The organism is Acinetobacter seifertii (assembly GCF_000368065.1).
Taxonomy (GTDB): Bacteria; Pseudomonadota; Gammaproteobacteria; order Pseudomonadales; family Moraxellaceae; genus Acinetobacter; species Acinetobacter seifertii.
This window is the reverse complement of the sequence record NZ_KB851200.1, coordinates 1,026,389-1,048,140: the sequence shown is the minus strand read 5'-3', so window position 1 is coordinate 1,048,140 and position 21,752 is coordinate 1,026,389. Positions and strand designations below refer to the sequence as shown.

Annotated in this window: 22 protein-coding genes; 5 read left to right on the top strand and 17 right to left on the bottom strand. The window is 38.9% G+C overall.

What is annotated here, in order from left to right; genetic code table 11:
* Positions 1–16 precede the first annotated feature (16 nt).
* From F985_RS12390 to F985_RS12355, 8 genes are read right to left on the bottom strand one after another with little or no spacing between them, the layout of a single operon-like run.
* Positions 17–970: a PDR/VanB family oxidoreductase gene (locus tag F985_RS12390; RefSeq protein ID WP_004701410.1), complete on the bottom strand. Its 954-nt coding sequence runs from the start codon at positions 968–970 to the stop codon at positions 17–19.
* Positions 971–1,004: 34 nt separating this feature from the next.
* Complete coding sequence (locus tag F985_RS12385) at positions 1,005–1,742, bottom strand: SDR family NAD(P)-dependent oxidoreductase (protein WP_004701408.1); 738 nt, start codon at positions 1,740–1,742, stop codon at positions 1,005–1,007.
* A 10-nt stretch (positions 1,743–1,752) separates the two neighbouring features.
* A complete protein-coding gene (locus tag F985_RS12380) occupies positions 1,753–2,238 on the bottom strand; it encodes an aromatic-ring-hydroxylating dioxygenase subunit beta (RefSeq protein WP_004701406.1) in 486 nt (161 codons plus the stop codon).
* 10 nt (positions 2,239–2,248) lie between these two features.
* Positions 2,249–3,526, bottom strand: coding sequence for an aromatic ring-hydroxylating oxygenase subunit alpha (locus F985_RS12375; RefSeq protein ID WP_004701403.1), 1,278 nt, complete (start codon positions 3,524–3,526; stop codon positions 2,249–2,251).
* A 29-nt stretch (positions 3,527–3,555) separates the two neighbouring features.
* Positions 3,556–4,089, bottom strand: coding sequence for a nuclear transport factor 2 family protein (locus F985_RS12370; RefSeq protein WP_081401278.1), 534 nt, complete (start codon positions 4,087–4,089; stop codon positions 3,556–3,558).
* Between the two features lie 4 nt (positions 4,090–4,093).
* Complete coding sequence (locus F985_RS12365) at positions 4,094–4,453, bottom strand: hypothetical protein (protein ID WP_000387554.1); 360 nt, start codon at positions 4,451–4,453, stop codon at positions 4,094–4,096.
* Between the two features lie 28 nt (positions 4,454–4,481).
* Positions 4,482–5,630 carry an acyl-CoA dehydrogenase family protein gene (locus tag F985_RS12360; RefSeq protein WP_081401363.1) on the bottom strand — a complete coding sequence of 383 codons (1,149 nt, stop codon included), beginning with the start codon at positions 5,628–5,630 and terminating at the stop codon, positions 4,482–4,484.
* Between the two features lie 36 nt (positions 5,631–5,666).
* A complete protein-coding gene (locus F985_RS12355; RefSeq protein WP_004701396.1) occupies positions 5,667–6,776 on the bottom strand; it encodes an amidase in 1,110 nt (369 codons plus the stop codon).
* A gap of 149 nt (positions 6,777–6,925) precedes the next feature.
* Between F985_RS12355 and F985_RS12350 the strand changes: the two genes are divergently transcribed.
* The 3 genes from F985_RS12350 to F985_RS12340 all read left to right on the top strand — a co-directional run bounded on the left by F985_RS12350 (position 6,926) and on the right by F985_RS12340 (position 10,524).
* Positions 6,926–7,393: a MarR family winged helix-turn-helix transcriptional regulator gene (locus tag F985_RS12350; RefSeq protein WP_004701395.1), complete on the top strand. Its 468-nt coding sequence runs from the start codon at positions 6,926–6,928 to the stop codon at positions 7,391–7,393.
* 415 nt (positions 7,394–7,808) lie between these two features.
* Positions 7,809–9,158: a spinster family MFS transporter gene (locus F985_RS12345; protein WP_004701392.1), complete on the top strand. Its 1,350-nt coding sequence runs from the start codon at positions 7,809–7,811 to the stop codon at positions 9,156–9,158.
* A 109-nt stretch (positions 9,159–9,267) separates the two neighbouring features.
* A complete protein-coding gene (locus tag F985_RS12340) occupies positions 9,268–10,524 on the top strand; it encodes an OprD family outer membrane porin (RefSeq protein ID WP_004701391.1) in 1,257 nt (418 codons plus the stop codon).
* Positions 10,525–10,557: 33 nt separating this feature from the next.
* On the opposite strand, the gene F985_RS12335 is transcribed toward F985_RS12340, so the two are convergent.
* The 4 genes from F985_RS12335 to F985_RS12320 are packed head-to-tail and all read right to left on the bottom strand — an operon-like array spanning position 10,558 to position 14,395.
* A complete protein-coding gene (locus tag F985_RS12335; RefSeq protein WP_004701388.1) occupies positions 10,558–11,301 on the bottom strand; it encodes an SDR family oxidoreductase in 744 nt (247 codons plus the stop codon).
* A 15-nt stretch (positions 11,302–11,316) separates the two neighbouring features.
* Complete coding sequence (locus F985_RS12330; protein ID WP_004701386.1) at positions 11,317–12,015, bottom strand: histidine phosphatase family protein; 699 nt, start codon at positions 12,013–12,015, stop codon at positions 11,317–11,319.
* The gene (locus tag F985_RS12325; protein WP_004701383.1) at positions 12,012–13,133 is read right to left on the bottom strand and encodes a phosphotransferase family protein; all 1,122 of its coding nucleotides are present in this window, start codon (positions 13,131–13,133) and stop codon (positions 12,012–12,014) included. Before F985_RS12325 ends, F985_RS12330 begins: the two co-directional genes overlap by 4 nt.
* 17 nt (positions 13,134–13,150) lie before the next feature.
* Positions 13,151–14,395, bottom strand: a complete 1,245-nt coding sequence (locus F985_RS12320; RefSeq protein WP_004701381.1) for an acyl-CoA dehydrogenase family protein — start codon at positions 14,393–14,395, stop codon at positions 13,151–13,153.
* Between the two features lie 88 nt (positions 14,396–14,483).
* On the opposite strand from F985_RS12320, the gene F985_RS12315 reads away from it, so the two are divergent.
* Together F985_RS12315 and pcaU are read left to right on the top strand one after the other, a co-directional pair.
* Positions 14,484–15,404 (top strand): LysR family transcriptional regulator, encoded by a 921-nt coding sequence (locus F985_RS12315; RefSeq protein WP_004701379.1) that lies wholly within the window; start codon positions 14,484–14,486, stop codon positions 15,402–15,404.
* Positions 15,405–15,446: 42 nt separating this feature from the next.
* Complete coding sequence (gene pcaU, locus F985_RS12310; protein ID WP_004701378.1) at positions 15,447–16,259, top strand: IclR family transcriptional regulator PcaU; 813 nt, start codon at positions 15,447–15,449, stop codon at positions 16,257–16,259.
* A gap of 96 nt (positions 16,260–16,355) precedes the next feature.
* Here pcaU and F985_RS12305 read toward each other — a convergent pair whose 3' ends face one another.
* The 5 genes from F985_RS12305 to F985_RS12285 form a co-directional block, all read right to left on the bottom strand.
* Positions 16,356–17,222 (bottom strand): MBL fold metallo-hydrolase, encoded by an 867-nt coding sequence (locus tag F985_RS12305; RefSeq protein ID WP_004701375.1) that lies wholly within the window; start codon positions 17,220–17,222, stop codon positions 16,356–16,358.
* A gap of 4 nt (positions 17,223–17,226) precedes the next feature.
* Entirely contained in the window at positions 17,227–17,640 is a 414-nt protein-coding gene (locus F985_RS12300) for a DUF6691 family protein (protein WP_025469125.1), read from the bottom strand.
* Positions 17,641–17,644: 4 nt separating this feature from the next.
* A complete protein-coding gene (locus F985_RS12295) occupies positions 17,645–18,058 on the bottom strand; it encodes a YeeE/YedE family protein (RefSeq protein ID WP_004701371.1) in 414 nt (137 codons plus the stop codon).
* 133 nt (positions 18,059–18,191) lie between these two features.
* The gene (locus F985_RS12290; RefSeq protein ID WP_004701369.1) at positions 18,192–18,659 is read right to left on the bottom strand and encodes a DUF6438 domain-containing protein; all 468 of its coding nucleotides are present in this window, start codon (positions 18,657–18,659) and stop codon (positions 18,192–18,194) included.
* A gap of 629 nt (positions 18,660–19,288) precedes the next feature.
* Positions 19,289–21,718, bottom strand: a complete 2,430-nt coding sequence (locus tag F985_RS12285) for a glucose/quinate/shikimate family membrane-bound PQQ-dependent dehydrogenase (protein WP_004701367.1) — start codon at positions 21,716–21,718, stop codon at positions 19,289–19,291.
* Positions 21,719–21,752 lie beyond the last annotated feature (34 nt).

Sequence of the window (21,752 nt, the reverse complement as noted above, 5' to 3'; positions counted from 1 at the left end):
ATAAATCACGAGAGCATTAGATATCTAAAACTAGTCTCGGTGTTTTAGAGCGCGAACAGCACACCAATATTTGTTCATTGCTGGCTTTTTCTTCATCAGTAAAATAAACATCTCGATGATCAGGTTCGCCTTCAATTACATCACACATACAGGTTCCGCATACGCCTTGCTCGCAAGACATTTCAATGTCGATCCCTTCTTTAGCTAAAGCCTGCAAAATGGTTTCGCCAGCTTCAACCATAATAATTTTTCCGCTACGCTCAGCCACCACCTCAAATGAATCTCCAGAAGTGTCAGTTTCAACTTGGAAATATTCTTTGTGGATTTGCTGTTCAGTAAAATCGTGAGTCGTGGCAAGGTTAATCACCCAGTCCATGAAACCGACTGGACCACAGGTGTAAATATGGCTTTCCGAGTCAATATCTTTAATGGCAGATTCAAAAAATGCTCGGTGGCTTGCACCTTCGGATTTAAAATGGAAGGTTGTATATTTTGCTAACTCACCATTTTTAATTTCATCAACAAAAGCGCAGTTTTCAGGGCTAGCGCCGCAGTAATGAAGCTCAAATGATGACCCTTCATGTGCAAGTTGATATGCCATCGTGATTAATGGCGTAATCCCGATTCCACCACCAATCAATACGCTGTGTTTGGCTTTTAAAAGTGGAAACAAATTTTTCGGTTCACTGACCTGAATTTGCATGCCATCTTTAATTTCATCAAAAGCCGAGACTGAGCCACCACGTGATTCAGGGTCACGCAAAATTCCTAGTCGGAACTTACCTTCGTCATTTGGATTTTGACAAAGCGAATATTGGCGCACCATACCATTTGGTAGGTGCACATCAATATGCGCACCCGCTTCAACTTTTGGCAATGTTGTAGAAGTGGCAGACTCAAATTCCATGACTGCAATATTTCCACCTTCCACATGGCGATTTTTAACGACAACATCATAAAGTGTAGTCATGATTTAACTCCCTTTTCATGGTTAAGCGATTGGCTTAACGCATGAATAAACCACCGTTAATATCCCATGTTGCACCAGTCACAAACCCCGCATTTGGACTCGCAAGCAACCCACAAGTTTCAGCAATAAAATGCATATTTCCTAAAGCTTTAACCGGAATATTTTGGATGAACTGTTCCATTTTTTCGTCAGACACCACACTATGAACGATTGGAGACTCCATCGGTCCCGGTGCAACCGCATTGACCGTCACCCCCTTTGCCGCAAACTCTTTGGCAAAAATTTTGGTTAACGTCACAATCGCGCCTTTGGTTGCCGCATAGTGTGCACCCGTTGCCGTACCGCCATTTTGTCCAGCTAAAGACGCCATATTAATGATGCGTCCATAGCCTTTTTTAGCCATATATTGACCAATAATTTGGCAAGCTTGAAAGGTGCCACGTTGGTTGACTTGGGTCACCCAATCAAAATCAGCTGCGGTAATTTCTAATACTGGCGTTGCTTTGGTGACGGTTGCGTTGTTAATTAACACATCAAGTTTAGAAAATTTCTCTTCAATCCATTGCACCGCAGCATGAAAATCTGCCTCAACTGAAATATCTAATTTCAAGGGAAACATATTTTGTGCATATTGACTTTGTGCCTTGGCGTTTTCGGCTTTTGCAAGCGTACTCGCTGACAAAATCACTTGATGGCCTTGGCTCGCAAAATATTCAGCAATGACATTACCGAGTCCAGAAGCAGCACCTGTCACTAAAACAACTTGTTTCATGTTACCGCTCCTAAAGAATGTAGCTAATACCAGCTAAGGTATCGGTAGAATTAACCAAATTAATGATTTTACGGTTAATCTTAAAACCTGTAGCCGCATCACGAGTTAGATGGTAGGTAATATCAGCTGTGTAATGCTTGAGGTTTTCTTTCCGGAATTCACGTAAGTTTTGAGCACAACGTAAAACGATTTCATCATCCTGATCTTGAATCACTCGTACACGAGAAATACTACGCACAGTATTTGCTTTAGGCGCTGTAGAAATTGCTTCACCATTTTCCAGACGCTCTACACGCAAAGTACGCATATGATTATCGTCATAGGCATAATTTAAGTTGTTTTCGTAATCAGTGAGGTTTGGGTCAATCGGAATGATATAAACACCTTTTTCATTCCATAAATTGAGCCATTCACGGTATTCACTGTGGTCTAACATATCTGCTTCAGCCCAGATGAAAGCAGTGACTTCATTTAATAATTGCAGATTCATATTCATTGCTCTCTCCTTAAGCCGTCATCATCTTTTTCCACTGCTGATATGCTGCACGCATACCTGTTTCAGCACTGACATCACTTTTTAAGCCATCTTCGGTTTTGACTTCGCCCGGTAAACCGCGGTTGAGCATGATCCATAAATCATTACCAGCATTGGCGCCGTGTTGTACGCGCTCCCAAGCTTCTGAGTCATCTGGTGTACCAAAACCAAATGGACCTTGGAAATGTTCATGCAAACGTAAGCGATATTGGTTGGCAATTTGTGGACCACCGTCCATCGTAATCACCGAGTGATGAATTTCTGTTTCAGCAACTGAAATTGGCTGTAAAACACGGAAGAACGCCATTGAACATGCAATATTCGGGAATAAATTTAAATTAAAGCCAGAACCCCCAACTGCACGAACAATACGGCGTACTTCTAACTCTTCATGACCTTCGTCGCGCAAAGCTTGAGCCAAGCCTTCAAAACGTTCTTGAATTGGACGCTCCATGAGCTCTTCGTCTAAATCAACCAGTTCAGGAATCATGACCATCACACTGTGACCATTACCTAAATCTTCAACAAAACCCGGCTGGTTTTCGAAGTTAAAGAGTTCTTCGGTTTTTTCATCGACAGAACTTAAAAATGACTTGTGTACCAATGGGAAGTGATAAGCATCGGTAGTATTTTCAAGCTGGATTTTCCAGTTACCTGGGAAGCGGAAACGGTGTTCACCCAACACTTTAATTGGATAACCTGCACCTTGTTTCATAAACAGGTCAATCCATTTTTTTGCTGGTCCAAGGAACTCTTCAAGCGGTTGGATATCTTCTTTAAATGAAGCGAAGATCATGCCGTTATATTCTTCTACACGTAGACTCACCAACGGTAATTCTGATTTATCTAAACAATAGCCGTAACTTTCCGGAGATGGCACCCCACGTAAGCTACCGTCAAGTGCATAACTCCAACCGTGGTACGGACATACAAAACTGTTGGTTTTTCCTTTCTTATGTTCACATACAGTTGCTGCACGGTGACGGCAACGGTTTAAAAGTACATGGACTTTCTTTTTACGGTCACGTACCACAACCACAGGCTGTTTACCGATATTAATGGTTTTATAGCTTCCGCCTTCTGGAATTTCGCTGGCATGTGCAACCCACACCCAAGTGCTATAAAAGATTTTTTCCATTTCCTCATCAAAAATGCGTTCATCTTTATAAAGAGAGGTATGGGCACGGTCACTTTGAACCAAAGCATCGTAATCAGTGCCAATGTTATGCGTTGGGATAATACTGTTCATATCAATAGTCCTTTTAAATATGTCCTGGGTCATTCCTGGGAAGGTACCGGCAATTCGGCTTCACTGTGCCAATGCGATACGGGACGACTGAAAATATTCTGTGTTTGGAAATGTTTAATTTTCCATGTTCCATCTGCTTGCTTTTGAAACTTCACGTTGAGCTTTGCTGTATTTAAGTGACTACGGCCATCTTTAAACGTTGAAGTCTGCAACATCAGCCATGAAGCATTTGCATCATTTTGATTTACATAAATTTGTTCTGAATTTACAAAGTGTGCATTCATAACAAAGTGAGATTCTTTTTGGGTATAGCTTTTAAACATGTCGTAAATCGACTGCCAAGAATCATAACGGCCAAAGGATTTGGCATATTTCTCACCAACACCTTCCCAAATACAGTCTTGATCAAAAAGATTCATCAGCTCGTTAAGGTCTGTATTTGCATTGAGCTCGTCGCAGATTTCCATATAACGGTTCAGGCAGTTACGAATGGCGTTGTGCGCTTCTAACTGTTCTAGTCGCTCTATGATTTCTGCAAAATTCACTTTGTCATTCATTGCCATCGCCTTAACGTTGGATAATCAATTCACGCCCAACACGAGCTTCAACTTTGCAATATTTCCAAAGTTTGTATGGCCCTTCGCCCACTACCGTCGTTCTAAACAAGTTACAAGCGGCATGTACGGTTTCAATATCCGGAACATCAGCAAGCAAATAAGTGGTCCAAGGCCAACCTGCACTTGGGCCAACCATGCTTTGGTCATCATCAAGATTTCCAAAAACATGCACGCCCGGTAAGTCATGAATGCCATTCCACATTTCACCAAACGCTGCCCAAACTGCTTTGGCTTCAGCAGGTTCTGCATCAAAAAAGTTTTGGTTAATACCCATGCAGAACAAAACGCGTAATGATTTTTTAGCTTCCATCTCAATATCCTTTTTAAAAAATTAAAACTTATAAATAACCTGGGGTTGGCTTTAACCCGAAACTGATTGAGCCTGCATTTTGTAAGGTCGCATCGCCCATAAAGGCATGCTGAGTCACCACGTTAGTGTCATTCACAAAACGGCTAAATGGATTGTTGGTATAGATCGCTGTCATGCCCGCGAGCATTTGCATTTTTCGGGTGACTTTGGCGCAAACTCGCGCTGCATGGGTACATGCCAGACGCATATCGCTAATTTGTTCAGCAGTTGCTTCACGCCCAGCAATAATTTCATTCCAGACAATATCCATGGTTTGATAAAACCAAGACTTTGCAGCCTGAAATTCTGCATCTGCCTGAGCAAACTCATATTGGGTCACTGGACGGTTTGCAATTTCTGACCCACCTGTAATGGATGCTTTACCCGGTGCTAATTTTTCAAATTCTTCTAATGCGGCAGCGGCAACTCCAATACCCACCACGGTTAATACTTGAGTCGCTAAAGACAGTGACGGATATTTAAAAAATGGTTCACTGAGTTTTGAAGGTTCACCACGGACAAAGGTCCATTTCTTTTCGACCAATACATCTTCAACGACTAAGTCATGGCTTCCTGTACCTTTTAGGCCAACGGTGTCCCAAGTCATTTCAATTTTGGCTTTTTTGGCAGGCATCACTGCCATGCGTGGTAAGCCTTGCATTTCATTGTTTTTAAGCGGTGAAATTCCCACGCCAACAATGTCTGCTCCCATGCAGCCACTTGAGAATTTCCAACGCCCACGAACCACTACACCTTCATCGGTAATTTCAGCAGGTTGTGGTGGAAAAATACCTCCTGCAAACACAACATCTGGTCCGTTTTGGTACAATTCTTTAAGCGTTTCTTCTGGCAAACTTCCTAAATAAGCAGGGCTCATGCCGAAACTTGCTACCCAGCCCACCGAACCATCAGCTTTAGATAAAGTTTCGATCAATTCGCAAAACTGTCGTGGTGAACATTCATCACCACCAAAACGTTTCGGAACCAGTGCACGGTAAACACCGATTTGTTTAAGTTTTTCGATAATATCCAGTGAGATATAAGCCTGCTCATCAAACTCACCTGTCACTGCGCGCTCACGGATTTCTTGGCACAAAGCATCTAAGTTAACTGCTTTGTCTTGAGAAACAAACTCCATTTTAGACAACTTATTCATCATCTAACTCCTTGTAATTTATTGCATTGCATCAACACAAAATTTAGCTATAGCGCATAATTGCTCATCTTTTTGATGCTTCGATACGATCTGTAAGCCCACTGGTAAACCTTCACTGGTTTCAAGTGGCACTGAAATAACGGGATGACCTGATAAATTAAATGGTCGAACTAAACCTGTAAGATTCAAAAAAGCGACCGTGTTTTCAGCTTCAGAAACTTTTGGTGGAATTTGCGGAAGTGTTGGTAGAACCAAGGCATCATATTTTTCTAGTAGAGCGTCAAGTTCTTGGGTCAACTGCGCTTTCACAGCTTCCGCTTGTTTTACTTGCTCTAAAGTGGTGTGTGCTGCTTTTAATAAACGGCCATTTACATCAGAACCAATTAAGCCAGTTTGGGTTAATTCACCAAAAGCTTGCCAATTTTCATAATTAATAATCTGCATGCCTGCATCATAAGCTGCTTCAAAATGTTCAACTTTTTCTAAAGTGGTCTGTAAATTGGCTTTTTGAAGTGCTTGATGAATACAGTTCCAAACAACCTGATCTGCGCTTACATCGAGAACAGCAATTTTTGGTGTACGAGTAAATTCCGTAGGTTTGAAAGTTGGATCAATAATTTGCATGGCCTTTTCAATCATCTCGACTGAATTTGCAAAAGGACCAACGCAATCTAAAGAACTCGACGGCGGATATACACCTTTTCTGCTCACACGGCCAAAAGTTGGTTTTAAACCAAAAACTCCGCAGCACGCAGCGGGCATACGGATAGAGCCGCCCGTGTCGGTACCTAAAGTAAAATCTGCTTGTTTTGCTGCAACTGCCGCAGCCGAACCACTCGAAGATCCGCCTGGAATAAGTTCAGGATATTTAGGGTTGATGGGTGTACCAAAAGCATGGTTAATGCCTGTAATGCCAAAAGCCAATTCGTGCAAATTTGTTTTGGCAATAATTTCACAGTCAGCTTTTAAAATGTTTTTAACCACCTCAGCATCATCTTGAGCAGGTTCAACATTTAGTAAAGCTCGACTACCAGCAATGGTTTTTAGACCTTGAATATCAATTGTGTCCTTGACCATCACCTTGAGCTTGCCACTTCCTTTGTGCACGCTTTGGCTAATAATATTCATTCACTTTTCCATGTATTTTTATTAATCAATTAAAATATCGGAAAATTTAATGGAATTGTCAAGTATTTTTTATAATTTGTTCCCAAGGAAATATCCAAAATTTTGTTTATAATAGGATTACCCTTTTTTCACTAAGTTATTGCTTAGCTATGCTTGATCATTTAGAACAATTTCTTCCTAATAAAGAACCGTCGAGTATTCAAAACTTCCCTTTTTTTTGGGTATCCCAAGTTAACGGAAAATATTCACAACTCATTGAAAAATCAATAAAAAAACTAGGTATTGATAATACACGCCGTAAAATCATTTTAAGTACTAATGCTTTGGGTGAAGCCAGTATTACCGATATCGCTAATCTTTCTACCTTAAAGTTAACTACGGCAACAAAAGCTGTATATCGCTTAGTAGAAGATGGAATTGTTGAGGTCTACTCTTCTACCACCGATGAACGAATTTCGATGGTGAAATTAACTCCCAAAGGTGTCGAGCTGGTTGAACAGATTAATCAAATTAGTGTGGTTACCTTGGCAGGCATCCTGAATGCTTTTTCAGAAGATGAGCTCCACAATTTAAATCACCAGTTAAAAAAATTATTTGACCTCATGCCATCAAGTTAATTATTTGACTTGATATCGGGTTAGATACGCTCAAGAGCAGCATGAAACAGTTCTTCTTTTCTCGCTGCTCTTTATCAAAATAAGTTTTAATATTAAAAAATAAATAAAAATCAGTTTCTTAATTCAATAAATTATTACTATTTGTTTACTTAACATACTTTTTAGGTATTCTAACATACTCAATAAGTAATGGAATTTTACATATAAAAAGAAAATAATAATTCCATGATCTTTAAAAACCCATTAACTCCTAATTGGGTTTAAACACACTCTTCCGGTCTATACGAGACCAAATTACTCATTTCTAGCCTATTTATTATTCTTATCTAAAAGGGGGAAATATCGAAAACTTCAGAGGAATAATAAAAGTTAGATATCAATTTCTTTAAGCGTTTTATACATAAGGATTAAGTGTATGAACCAAAGTAATATCGCTGTTGAAAGGACACAAAAGAAAAGCAATGCTTATGCATGGTATGTCGTCACACTTTGTATGTTGGCATATATATTTTCATTTATTGACCGCCAAATTCTGGCGCTGATGATTGAACCCATCAAAGCAGATCTCCAGCTTTCAGATACACAATTTAGCCTATTACATGGCCTTGCCTTCTCACTGTTTTATGCGGTTATGGGTTTACCCTTAGCCTATATTGCCGATCGTTTTTCACGACCAAAATTGATTTCAATCGGGATTATTGTTTGGAGCTTAGCAACGGCCACTTGTGGTTTAAGTAAAAACTTTATTCAACTGTTCCTGAGTCGTATGGCAGTCGGTGTGGGTGAAGCTGCGTTATCTCCAGCCGCTTATTCAATGTTCAGCGACATGTTTAGTAAGGACAAACTAGGTCGTGCTGTCGGAATTTATTCAATTGGCGCTTTTTTAGGTGGTGGTATCGCCTTTTTAGTGGGCGGTTATGTCATTAATTTGCTTAAAGGCGTAACGCTCATTGAAGTTCCACTATTAGGCGCACTTAAAGCATGGCAAATTGCCTTTTTTGTAGTCGGTTTACCTGGCATCATTATTGGTCTGCTATTTATTCTGACCGTTAAAGACCCTGCACGTAAAGGCCAACAGCTCAACCAAAATGGACAAGTTGACCAAGTCAAATTCTCACAATGTCTTCAGTTTATCAAAAAACATTCGAAAACATTTGTTTGTCATTATTTAGGTTTTACCTTTTATGCAATGGCACTCTACAGCCTGACTAGCTGGACACCTGCATTTTATATTCGAAAGTTTCAACTTGCACCGACTGAAACAGGTTACATGCTCGGTACGATTCTGTTAATTGCAAATACCTTAGGTGTGTTTTGTGCAGGTTGGCTAAACGACTGGTTTATTAAAAAAGGTCGTCAAGATGCACCAATGTTTACGGGGGTGATTGGTATTGTTGGCCTGATTATTCCAATCGCGTTTTTTACCCAAATAGATCAGCTCTGGCTTTCAGTCAGCTTATTGATTCCTGCAATGTTCTTTGCATCTTTCCCTCTAGTAATTTCGGCAACAGCATTACAAATGTTAGCGCCCAACCAATTTAGAGCACGTCTTTCTGCCCTATTCCTTTTGGTGAGTAACTTAATTGGACTCGGTATTGGTACAACATTGGTGGCAATTATTACAGATAAAGTTTTTGGTAGTCCGTTAATGGTGGGTTCTTCTTTATCTATTGTGGATGGTCTGTCGTGTGTACTGGCTCTAATTCTGCTTTTTAAAGGCTGCAAATTCTTTAGTGAAAGTATGAAGCTTGAAAAATTAAATTAATAGGTCTCACCAATTGCCAAAATGTACTCTCTAACTAAACGCTTAGAGAGTACCGAAATATTCAAAATTACGTAGTGCCGAGGACTGGCATACATTTGGGAAATGGATTATGGAATTATTTCACCGTTTTAAACCACACACTTTAGCCGTTGCCACTTTATTACTGATGTGCAGCAACTCATGGGCCGCAAATCCAAATCAGCAAACTGAAGATGAATGGAAATTCACTTTAAAAAATGCTTATATCAATCGCGATTTTGATAACGATGCCATCAAAGATACGGGTAGTTGGTCTCAGGCAGCGTCATTATTTTATAAGTCGAAAATGCATGACACCCCGTTAGTCATAGCTGACAAGCCAATCACAATTGGGGCCGATGCTTCTGTTCAATACGCCGTGCGTTTAAGTTCTGACAAACACGTCGCAGATACGGTTCTACCTTTTAATAAAGAAACACAATCTCAGGCATCCGACTATTTAAAATACGGCGCTACTTTAAAGCTGGGCTATGACAAAACTTTATTAAGTGTGGGTGAACTTTGGTTAGATTTACCAGTAACTGCCGTAGACGCTAGTCGTCAGTTACTCACTTCATATTGGGGAACCAACTTAAAGTCACAACTTTCAGATCAGCTTTATGCTGAAATTGGCCGAGTGGAAAAAGTGTCGCCACGAAATGAAGAAGATTTTAAAAAGTTTTCGTTCACATCAAATGGAATTACCAAAGAATCTGATGGCTTGAATTACATTGACCTGCGCTATCAATTTACGCCGTCTTTAAAGGGCGAATACTACTTCGGTAATTTAGAAGACCTCTACAACAAGCACTATGTAGGACTTGAGCATAATTGGAAACAACCTAACTTTGCGCTTACTTCTAAGTTTAAGTACTTCAATGCCAAAAATGACGGCAATACTTTTGATATCGATGCGCAGAATATTGGGGTACTAGAAACAGTTAAAGTAAAAAACCATACCTTTGGTTTGGGTTACCAACAAATTATTGGTGAATCGGCATACCCTTTACCGGATGGTTTCTTACCAGAGACCTATTTCATTAACTGGAACGCCACCGGATTCTTTAAAAAAGATGAAAAGTCTTATCATGTCATGTATGGCTATGACTTTAAAGATTATGTACCAGGCTTAAACGCGATGGTGAAATATGTTTACGGAAATGACTTTAAAGCAGCCAATGGTGAGAAAAATCATGAAACAGAATCGAATGTGATTTTAAACTATGCGTTTCAGCAACCCTTCTTAAAAGGCGTGGCCCTACAATATATTCGTATTGATTACAATGTTAAGCACGGCAATGACTTTGGCGAAGACCGTTTTTTTGTTAATTACACCAAAAAGTTTTAATTAAAAAATACCCCCTAAATTAGGGGGTATTTTTTATCCTAATTTATTAACTAATCTTAAAGGCAAAACTTTCATAGCAATACTCATGGGTAACCATGGCCACTGCGGCACATAAGCCTTTACAGGTTGTTTTTCGATAGCTTTGACCAAAGCTTTACATCCTGTTTTTGCATCGACTTCAAAAGGTAAATGTTTAGCGCCTTCATTGATTTCAGTTCGGATGTAACCCGGGAAAATGGTTGAGACTTTAATTGGGGTATCTAATAATTCAGCACGAATACCCTCGGCCAAGTGAGCAACCGCGGCTTTACTTGCAGCATAAGTCGATAAATGTTTTGGTAATCCACGCATAGCACTCATAGATGACATCACCACCAAGTGACCTGCATTTTGCTCTCTAAAAATTTCAACTGCTGCCTCACACTGTGCTAAAGCAGAAATAAAGTTTGTTTCGGCCGTGGCTCTATTAATTTCAAAATTACCTTTACCAATACGACGGCCATTTCCGACTCCCGCATTTACAATAATTCGGTCTAAATAGCCAAACTCTTTTTTAAAGGCGCGAAATACTTCAAAAACCTGATCGTAATTGGTGACATCGAGACTTTTTGCAATGACTTTTATACCGTACTCGTTTTCAAGTTCAGTTTTTAAAGTTTCTAATCTGTCTAAACGGCGTGCACAAATCGCCAAGTTATAACCTTTGGCTGCAAATTCATGCGCCATACCTGCGCCCAATCCAGAACTTGCACCTGTAATTAAAATTGTCTTTGCCATGCTTTTATCCTTATTTTAAATCCATGTCAGTAAATCTGGACGTTCAGCTTTTATAAAATGGTGTTCATTTAAACTTAAAACCTGAGCTTCATTTCCAACTAAACGTAAAGTCGTGAGGCTTGTATTCGCAATTGCCCAATTCAATGCAAAAGTTCGATTAGGACTGAGTTCAAGCAGTTTTCCAATTGCTACAGAAATCACACCACCAGATGTAAAAACAATTGCATAGCGAGGTTTGGTTTTTGCTAACTCATCACAAAGTTGCTGCAATGCTGTTTCGACTCTTTCTTTAAAGTGGGGCCAAGACTCATCATATTCATGATGAAAATCGCCATCTGTCCATCGTCCAATGGCGCCTTCAAATATTTTGGCAAGATAAGCACGCGGGTTTTGTTCTTGTGCAACATCAGCTTTTAGCAGTTCAGGCTGTTCAAAACGCGGCTCATAGCGTGCAAAAACCTGTTGATGGTTAAACTCATTCCATAAATTATTATGTTGAATCACCGCATCTGGAAAGCATTCATTAAGTGCGAGCTTTGCAGTCTGCTCATGGCGCTGCATAGTTCCTGCAACCACATAAGGTTGTTCTTTCAATATTTGCTTAAAATAACGACCTAATAAATTCGCCTGAGCCTCACCATTTTCAGACAGCTCATCATAGTTACTTTTACCAAACGATGCCTGTCCGTGTCTTACCAGATAAATTGTGGTCATTTTCTTAAAATACCCTGTATTTTCTGTAGAGATTGCTGAGCAAATTCAGATTCTTGCAATTTTTGCTGTGCGATAAGTTTTAAAGCTCTGATATGTAGCGCATGAATGACAATCCAGAAATCTTTAAAAGCAGAGTTTCGAGTTTGTTTATGGTAATAACGGTAATAGATTTGCTGGGCAATCACTGCTAAACGGAATACACCAAACACTTCATAAAAAGCCCAGTTTTGAGGCTCCAATCCTGTTTTTTGCAAATAATACTCAACGACTTCCTTACGAGAGAACATTCCCTTTAAGTGAGTTGGCTGCCGGCGTGTTGATCTAAAAATCATATTATCCGTTGGCTCAACCCAATAGGCCAAAGCGCTACCCAAGTCCATTAATGGATCGCCCAAGGTCGCCATTTCCCAATCCAGCACCCCAATCACTTCTGTTGGATGCTCTGGATTTAAAATCACATTATCAAAACGCCAATCATTGTGAATAATACAAGTCGTAGAGTCTTGAGGGATATTATCATTTAACCATTTTCGGACATATTTAAAAGAAGGGACATTGATTGTGCGGACTTTTTCATAACGCTTATCCCAACCTTCAACTTGTCTACGGCAATATCCTGTTCCTTTGCCAAGTTCAGCTAAAGGCGTGTTCTCATAAGGAACTTGATGTAATTCAATCAACTTATCAACAACATTTACGCAAAGCTCATGAACATTTTCTTCATTAAAGCCAAGCTCAGGCGGTAATTTTGCACGAGGAATAATTCCTTCAATGCGTTCCATGACATAAAAATCACAGCCAATGACCGATTCATCCTGACAAAGTGCGACCATTTTAGGAAGCACAGGATAATAAGGTGCAAGATTTTTCTGCACCATATATTCACGGGCCATATCGTGGGCTGACTTGGCTTTTGTGCCTTTAGGAGGACGACGTAAAATTAAATCGGTATTTTCATACTTTAAACGATAAGTCCAATTCGATGCCCCACCTGTATATTGAGTAACGGCTGCTGAGCCGATCAACTCAACACCTTGGTTCTTTAACCAGTTTTCAATTGCCCCAATATCAAGCTCTTCACCTTCACGTACTTCACCGCCTATATCAATTACCGACATCTTCATTTCCTTTAAACTTATACTTTCTTATGACGACCGAAATAACCACGTTTGGCCAACTCTAATTTGGCAATCATGCCTTTATGTACTTCATCTGGACCATCAGCTAAACGTAAACTGCGTGCTTGGGCAAAGAAACCCGTTAATGGCGTATCTCTTGAAACGCCCGCACCGCCATGTAGCTGAATCGCCATATCGACTACTTTTTCTAATACACTTGGAGCGACTACTTTAATTGCAGATATTTCTGTTAAAGCAGCCATATTTCCTAAAGTATCCATTTTATAAGCAGCATACAAGGTTAAAAGTCTGGCTTGATCTATGGCGACACGAGCATCAGCTACGCGTTCGAGGTTCCCACCAAGTTTTAAAATTTCTTTGCCAAACGCCGTTCTAGACATGCCTCGATCAATCATAAGCTCTAAAGCTTTTTCAGCAGCTCCAATACAACGCATGCAATGGTGAATACGCCCTGGCCCTAAACGACCTTGTGCAATCTCAAAACCTTGGCCAGCTCCACCAATAAAGTTTTCAATAGGTACTCGAACATTATTAAAATGAACCTCACCATGTCCATGTGGTGCATCGTAGTCACCAAACACAGGTAACATTCGTTGAATTTCGACACCCGCCGTATCAATCGGTACTAAAACCATAGAGTGTTGATGATGGGGGTCTTTAGTTTCATCTGGAGTATGTGCCATAAAAATAATGACTTTAGCATTTGGGTCACCTAAGCCAGACGACCACCACTTTTTGCCATTTAAAACAATTTCATTACCATCGATGAGTGCAGTTGCTTGCATATTGGTTGCATCGCTTGATGCAACATCAGGTTCAGTCATGCAAAAAACCGAACGAATTTTTCCGTCCAATAAAGGCTGTAACCATTGCTTTTTTTGCTGTTCACTGCCATAGCGCCATAACAATTCCATATTTCCTGTATCTGGTGCATTACAGTTAAAAACGGTAGGTGCCAATAAGCTGCGGCCAGTTAATTCAGCAATATGCGCATATTCTTGAACAGTTAACCCTGCACCCAGCTTTTCATCGGGTAAAAACATATTCCAAAGACCAGCTTGCTTTGCTTTAGATTTCAAAGTTTCTAAAAGCTCAGGCCATTGCCATTTTTTCCAGTCTCCATCTGGATTTAATTCATGAACTTCTTCCCAAAATTTTGCTTCGACAGGTTCTATTTCTTCTAAAATAAATTTTCTTGTTCGCTCGGTAAAATCCTGAGCTTTTTTTGAGAGTTCAAACATTCTTTTTCCTTTACATCATTATTTGGTCTTTACATCAACATAACTTGAAACTTAATATGAATAAAATGATTTTATTAAATAACATCAAATGAATAATATTCATAACCTTCACGGTTTAGACTTAAGCTTTTTTCACCGAATTGATATCAATTTATATCCGCTATTTATCGCAATTTATGAGCAAAAAAGTATTTCAAATGCGGCAAGTAGTCTCAATATTACGCAGTCAGCAGCAAGTCATGCTTTGCAGCGTTTACGTCAGCAACTTGAAGATGATGTATTTATACGTGTAGGTAATAAAATGTCTGCAACGCCTTTTGCAGAACAGATTTATCCAACTGTGAAACAAGCACTTTTAACCATCCAAAATATTAGCCAGCAGAAACATGTCTTTGATCCAACCAGTTTAAAAAGCTTAAAAATCGCCGTGCATGATGAAATTGAGCCTATTATTCTTCCAAGGCTTGCTCAACATTTTCAAAATCTTAATTTAGATTTGCAGTTTGTCAGTATGAAGCTCGATCGAAAACATATTATGGCGGACTTGGCGACGCAGCAGCTCGATTTCGTGATTGACCTAGAACAATACTTATCTCCTAAAATTACCTTTGATCATTTGGTCACAGATGAGTTCGTCATTTGCAGCCAACTTAAAGAAGTCGATTTATCTCGTTATATTAATGGACGACACATCGGTGTTTCGTCACGCCGTACGGGTGCTTTGCTTGAAGATATTTATTTAAACCAACATCAGAAAATTTCAAGAAATGTATTTATGCGCTGTCAAAACTACTCAACGGCGTTACAAGTTCTGGCGGCTCAAGCCAACGCAATATTGACCATGCCTCGTATGATTTTGCAGCATTTATCTTATAGTCCTGAAATTTGCTTACATTCTCTGCCTTTTGAGATAACCAATATTAAAATGGGTATGTTTTGGCACGAAGATTTAAGGGATAATTTAAGACATCAATTTTTGCGACATGAAATTAGTAAACTTTTTCAGTAAAGCAAATTGATCTACTAAGCTTCTATCGTACAAGGACCAGTAATGAGTAAAGATGAACGGATAATCCAGAATCAGGACAACAAAAAAACGATTCGTCATGAAGATTACATTGCTGGCATCGGTAAAGGCATGGCGATTTTAGATAGCTTTAGCAGTAATCAACATCGTTTAAACATTTCTATGGCAGCTGAAAAAACCGGACTCACCCGAGCGGCAGCAAGACGACACTTATTAACATTAGAATATTTAGGTTATCTTGAGTCAGATGGCCACTATTACTATTTAACTCCGAAAGTTCTTAAATTTTCAGGAGCTTATTTAGGTGCAGCTCAACTTCCAAAAGTGTCTCAGCCTTTATTAAATCTGTTAACTAACCAAACTTCTCTCATTTATTCAGTGATGGTGCTTGATGGTTATGAGGCCATTACCATTGCCCGTAGTGCTGCCCACCAACAAACCGACCGTGTAAATCCATATGGTTTACATTTGGGTAACCGCTTACCTGCTCATGCGACATCGGCGGGTAAAATTTTACTGGCACATTTAAGCCAGCAAGAACAATTGGACTGGCTTCAAAAATATCCTCTTCAGCGTCTAACCAAATATACGCATGTCGAAAATGATAAATTTTTAGAGTTACTAAAAGAAATTCGAGAGCAAGATTGGTGTTATTCACGTGAAGAACACGAATTAGGTGTTCATGCGCTCGCCGTACCCATTTATGGACAAGACTTTAAAGTGGTTGCAGCTTTAAATATTGTTTCTCCAACTATGAAAACAACTGAAGAATATTTAATCCAACACATTTTGCCTTTATTGCAAGAGACTTCGCGGGATTTAAGACAAGTTCTTTAAATCTTACTTAGGCTATTTTATAAGGTGTCAATTTTATAATTAGCTTAGGCTATTCGGATAGATAAAAAAGATTTAGAATAACTGCTTAGGCTATTTTTAGAAGTAGTTGAAAGGTAGTTTCAAATAACGGATGCCATTTGATTCTGGTTCCGGAAAGTTTCCACCGTTTATATTAATTTGAATGGAAGGCAGAATTAATTTTGGCATTGCCAAAGTAGCATCTCGCTCTTGACGCATTTTTATGAATGAGTCTTTGGAAACTCTTTGGTTTAAATGAATATTGCTTTGTTTTTGGGTTCTAATATCTGTTTGACAGACATATTCATTACGGCCTTCTGGCTTATAGTCATGGCATAAAAACATGCGCATGTTGTCAGGAAGTGTATAAAGCTTTTGTACCGAATCATAAAGTGCTGCCGCACTTCCTTTAGGAAAATCGCATCTCGCTGAGCCATAATCAGGCATAAATAAAGTATCACCTACAAAAACAGCATCACCCATCACATAGCTTAAGCAAGCGGGTGTATGCCCAGGTGTAGGAATGTTATAGGCATCTAACTCTCCTATTTTAAAATGTTCATGGTCTTCAAATAAATAATCAAAAGGCTGATTTTCATTGAATTTCTTAAAATCAAAATTATAAATAGCAGAAAATGTTTCTTGGACAATTGAAATCTTTTGACTAATCGCAATTGTACCACCCAATTGAGACTTTAAATATTGAGCCGCGGTCATATGATCCGCATGTACATGGGTTTCTAAAATCCATTGTACTTTAAAGTTCTGAGCCAAAACATAATCGATAATTAAATCAGCGTTGGTTGTTTTTGTAGTTGCTGAAGCTGCGTCGTAGTCAAGCACACTATCAATAATCGCGCATTGACGAGTCGCTAAATCTGCAACAACATAGCTAAAAGTATTGGTGTTTTCATCAAAAAAATCTTTTACTAGAGGTTGTTGCATAAGTTTAATTTCCTTTATTTAAAACTCGGTAAATAAACATTCCTAATAACATTGCCACAATAAAATAAAGCGCTTCAAAATGTCCTAATCCGATAAGTGTTAAAGCGGGCGCTGGACATATGCCTGCTATTCCCCAGCCTATACCGAAAATAAAAGCACCAACAATTAACCTTTGGTCAATCTGTGTATTCATTGGTAATTGAATTTGTTCATTAAAGATTGTTTTAGGACTTTTTATAGCCTTTTGAAATGGAATAAATGCCACAGCAATTGCGCCTAACATCACAAACATTAAGCTGATATCCCACTGCCCAAAGATATCTAAAAAACCTAATACTTTTTCAGGATTCGACATTCCCGAAATCATTAAGCCTAATGAAAACAAACTACCAAATATAAAAGCAAAAATGTTTTTCATGACATTACCCCAAAACATGACGAACGATATAAACAGTTAACATGCCAGCGAACATAAAAACTGCTGTTGCTATCATGGAGCGTTTTGACAATCTGCTCATCCCACAAATACCATGACCACTTGTACAACCTGATCCAAGCCGAGTACCAAAACCAACCAATAAGCCTGCTAAAATAAGAGCAAACATATTCGCTTTAATTTCAATTTCGGGTTGAAAAAAATAGCCATAAATAAAGGGTGTAATAATTAATCCAGCAATAAACCAAAATGCAGAGCCTTTAAAGATATCTTTAGACGGATTAATGATTTGAGCAAGCAAACCACTAATTCCAGCGATGCGACCGTTTATATATAAATAACCGACTGTTGCAATGCCCAGTAGCAAACTACCTAAGAAGGCATAAACAATATTTGACATGTACTTACCCAAACAATATATGTTTTTATAATATGTATTATACGCTTATTTATTTAGAAATACTTAAAATAAAACTCTTAAGTCTATAAATATTCTTAACAAGAAAAAGCCCCAAATTATGGGGCTTTTATCGTTAGATTAAATCTTTGATGCCTAATTGTTCAGGTAACTTTTCCATAACTTTATTTAGTCTGTTGTTTGCTGGAGAAATACAACCTGTGTAATGGCTTAATTTTGTTTCTGTGCCATTAGGTTTAATCCAAGTAATGTAATAGCTAGACATGTCAGTTGCAGTTTGCTGGCAACCCGCAGTTTTTGATTGAGTTCCTGTTTGAGGACGATAAGTTTTTAATTCACTGGCAAGTTTTTGATAATCTTTTACGCTACCTTGGATTTCTTTAACACCAAGTGTTTTTGTATATTGTTTACCTTCAAATCGAATTAAACCAGTAGGTGTTACTTCTACAGAGTATATTGGACATGCACCAAAACATGGACTAGAAGCATAACGAATTGTTTCTTGTGTATTAGGTGCTTGCTGAACAGAAGCACAACCCATTAAAGCTAAACCAGATAAAGTTGCAAGAACTAAAAATCTCATTACATCACCTATTATTATCAAGTGGCTTTAATCTAACAAATCATATCTAAATTGTCATTAAAGACTCATTTTTCGTCTCTTTATTTAGTAATGCTTAGGCTATTTTCAGATTTTTATAAAATTAGGATAGAATGCACATAAAAAAAGGCCCATCTTTCGATGAGCCTTAAGCCAATTAAAGCTTAAATTCCTGAAATACAAATTATTACTGGGTAGTAATAACCTGCGCCAACCATTCTAGCGTAATGCAATAAATTATATAAATATAATATAAATATATATTTACGCTCGTTTTTCCAACAAAAAAAACTGGTTTTTGATGATTAAAAACTGAATAATGTTTATTTTTAATTAAAATTCACGATCTTAAGTTAAACAAAACTTAATAAATTTTTAAAGTTTATTTATAGTTAAAACATTATAAAAAATTGCTTAATAGTTAGGCTATGACTAGTGTTCGTGTCGAATCGTTTATAAGAATTTTCTAAGTTTAGTAATAACTTCAAGCACTTTTTTACTATTTGGTAAAGCTATCTAACTAAAAATATAGAATTTCCATAAATACCTTAATATAAAAAAGATATAAAAAAATAAGGGCAAAAGAAAATTTATCCTTTTGCCCTCTTTAATCACTTCTCTAAGCTATATGCGATTACATAATCACCGTGGTCAGGAGACTGACGTGCTCCTCCCGCAGAAACAACCACATACTGTTTACCTGTTTTAGGCGAAACATAGCTGATAGGTGTTCCTTGGCTACCAACAGGCATACGTGACTTCCAAAGTTCTTTACCTGTAGAAGAATCAAAAGCACGTAAATAGTAATCTTGAGTTGCAGCAAAGAATACTAAACCACCCTGAGTTGCCATTGGGCCACCAATAGTCGGCATTCCAATTGGTGCTTTCAAGCCCATCTTAATCCCCATAGGTCCCGTGTCTTCAACTGTACCCAATGGTACTTGCCATGCAACTTGACGAGTTTTCATGTCAATTGCCGTCATGGTACCAAATGGTGGTTTTTGACAAGGAATACTTAAAGCAGACATAAAGCGGTTTTTATTCACTTTATATGGTGTACCTTTCATTGGTACCGCGCCCATACCTGTATTTACTTTTTCACCGCCACTCGCCTGAATCTTAATATCTTCAGGGGTTTGTTTAAGAAGTTGAACCCACAAACCAAGACGCATATCGTTTACAAACATGTAACGATGTGTTGGATCGAAAGCAATACTACCCCAGTTCATACCACCTAAAGAACCTGGGAAACTTAATGAAATATCAGTACCCGGTGCAGTGAATAGACCTTCGTAACGCATTGACTTAAAGTTAATACGACACATAAGTTGGTCAAACGGCGTTGCGCCCCACATATCTGACTCAGTCAAAGTCTGATTGCCAATTTGAGGCATTTCAACAGAACGAGGTTGGGTTAAACTATATTGTTCACCCGGAATATTTGCAGCTTTAACAGGCTGCTCAATCACTTTAGTCAGTGGTTTGCCTGTAACTCGGTCAAGAACAAAGAATTGTCCAGATTTGGTTCCAATCACAACAGCTGGTTTCGTCGTACCATCTTTTAATGGGAAGTCGACTAGACTCGGTTGCATTGGTAAGTCAAAGTCCCATAAGTCATTATGAACAGTTTGATATACCCACTTCTCTTTACCAGTTGTTGCATCAAGTGCTAAAACTGAAGTGTTGTATTTATGGTCTAATGGATTACGGTTACCCCCCCAAATATCAACAGATGAACTACCCATAGGTAAGAAAACTGTATTCATTTGCGGGTCATAAGACATAGCAGCCCAAGAGTTTGCCGAGCTACGTTTATACGTTTCACCTGGTTTTAGAACATGATTAGGATCAGGATTACGAGGGTCAAATGCCCAGCGGAGTTTACCTGTAATCACATCATAACCACGAATAACACCACCCGGCATATCCGCTGCTACGTTATCAGCAATACGGCTACCCACCACAATGGTTGTACCTGCAATCGTTGGTGCAGAAGTGACTTCAAAACGTGGAGCTTTTGTTCCATCGCCTAAGCCTTCGAGTAGATTAACTGTTCCGTTCACACCAAAGTCTGCACAACGCTCACCAGTATCTGCATTCACTGCAATTAAACGAGCATCTGGAGTATTGGTATATATACGGCGTGGACAAGCTGTATTGGTCGCAACCGTAGTTACTGCATTCGCACCAGCCAAAGTTGGTTGAACAAGTGGTTTAGTCGAATCAAAGTATGCAACACCACGGCAACGTTCCCATGCATCGGCTTTAGAGTTTACTTCAGCTTTCCAGAGTTGCTTGCCCGAATCAGCATCGATTGCAAAAATATTGTTATGTGGTGTACATAAAAAGACTTTATTACCAATCTGTAGTGGTGTCATTTGGTCTTCAGCACCATTACCACTACCCGTTGTAAAATCACCTGTTCTAAAGCGCCATGCTTCTTTTAGCTTATGGACGTTGTCTCGGTTAATTTGATCGAGGGCAACAAAACGGCTACCACCCGTATCATTTCCATAATTTTCCCAATTCACCTGTTTTTTAGCTGGATCAACTGGTACTAAAGGTAGCTTTTCACCTGAACTTGCTACCGTTGGGTGCGGCTGGAACATTTGATAGAGCGCAATCAACATGCCTACAACAACTAGACCAGCAACACCATACGCTGGAGCTGCCGATCCATTTTGGAATTGATAACGTCGAATTGAAGGTAAGGTAAACAGTAACGCAGCAAAAAGACCAGCAGGAAACATTAAGCGTGAGAATAACGGCCAAAACTCCCAGCCGGCATCAACAAATGACCAGATTACCGTACCAACAAAAACAGCAGCAAAAATCCAAACACCCAGTGCTTTTTTACGGAAAATGCTAATTGCTGAAACCGTTATAAATAATCCTGAAATAAAGAAATACCAAGAACCACCAAGAGATACTAGCTTCCCACCACCTACAATGTAAAAAACACCGGTAGCTAATAAAACTAGACCTAATATAAAACACCATATTTTGAATAAGATATGAAACTTAGAATCTGACTCAGACATAGATCCTACTCCACATATACTGAACACAAATAGT